Origin of the sequence: Muribacter muris (genome assembly GCF_004569585.1) — a bacterium.
Lineage (GTDB): Bacteria > Pseudomonadota > Gammaproteobacteria > Enterobacterales > Pasteurellaceae > Muribacter > Muribacter muris.
Window position 1 is genome coordinate 1 of sequence record NZ_SPPA01000063.1, and the last position, 1,192, is coordinate 1,192.

The following is a 1,192-nucleotide window of genomic DNA, read 5'->3' on the forward strand; positions in this document are numbered from 1 at the left end:
ATTCACCATTGCCATATTTTAGAAACGGGTAATGAATCTTATCGATTTAAACATCGTAATTAAGAAATAATAAAAGTGGATCACTTTTAAAGGATCTTTGTGGTTCAATTTTGGAAGATCATTGACAATCTTGCACAGTTTTTACCGCACATTGAAACCGATAAAACAGTGATTACGTTATCCGCTGGAGGGCAAATGCTAATTACGAGGGGGCAAGTGGTTATCGCTTCCGGTTGGAAAATATTATTTAGCAAATCATCACAAGAGGATAACACCGAGAAACAAAGGCTACCAGCTGTCAATGTTAACCAGATGCTACAAGTCATTGACACTGAAGTTAAGTCCCTAAAAACCTCACCGCCGAGCCATTACACGGAAGGAACGTTACTGACAGCAATGGTCAATGTTGCTCGTTTTGTGACGGACGAGCGCCTTAAAAAACAATTACGGGAAACGGAGGGATTAGGTACGGAAGCAACGCGAGCCAGTATTATGAAAACCCTTTATGATCGCGGCTATATTAAGAAAAAAGGAAAATCCGTGATTGCAACGGAAGCTGGCATAATGTTGATTGATAATTTACCGACAGTGTTGAAAGATCCCGGATTGACTGCATTATGGGAACAGGCACTCAATAAAATTGCGGAAGGTCAAATGAGTTTACCGGAATTTATGCAGAAACAAGAGCAATTTACACGCTATTTAATTGAAAGGGGGATGCAACAAAACCTGAATATGGGGAATATCGACATCAAGAAATGCCCACAGTGCGGTAAGCCACTTAGAAAAATTAAAGGCGAGAAAGGTGAATTCTGGGGATGTACCGGTTATCCGGATTGCAAATATGTTGAAACTACGAAGAAGAAAAAGTCAAATGGTAAAAAAGCAACTTCTGCAAACCTTTCTCAACAGTTTGCGAATTTGCGTCAAATGATCAAATAAATTGTAGAAGATCAAACTCAATCTGACAGTCCCCGTTTAAAACGATGTGTGTCTGTCAGATTAATTTGAGCTTAAATTTTTTTCTGCCCAAATTCGTTTTCCATCAACTAATGTTTCCATTGCCGTTCTTCCACAGCACATTTTTCCTCGATGGGTTCGGTGATGGTTATAATACAGCAACCATTCATCCAAATCAGCTTGTAATGTACTCAAATCCATATAAATTTTCTTCCTAAATGCCACTTGGTAA

1 protein-coding gene and 1 pseudogene are annotated in these 1,192 nt (G+C 38.9%); one reads left to right on the forward strand and one right to left on the reverse strand.

Annotation, left to right across the window (positions count from 1 at the left end):
- The first annotated feature begins 99 nt into the window (after window positions 1-99).
- On the forward strand, window positions 100-942 hold the full coding sequence (locus E4T80_RS12590) for a DNA topoisomerase (protein WP_267899462.1): 843 nt from the start codon (window positions 100-102) through the stop codon (window positions 940-942).
- 60 nt (window positions 943-1,002) lie between these two features.
- Here the strand turns inward: E4T80_RS12590 and E4T80_RS12595 are convergent.
- Window positions 1,003-1,192 (reverse strand): annotated as a pseudogene (locus E4T80_RS12595) (IS481 family transposase); the annotation flags it as partial.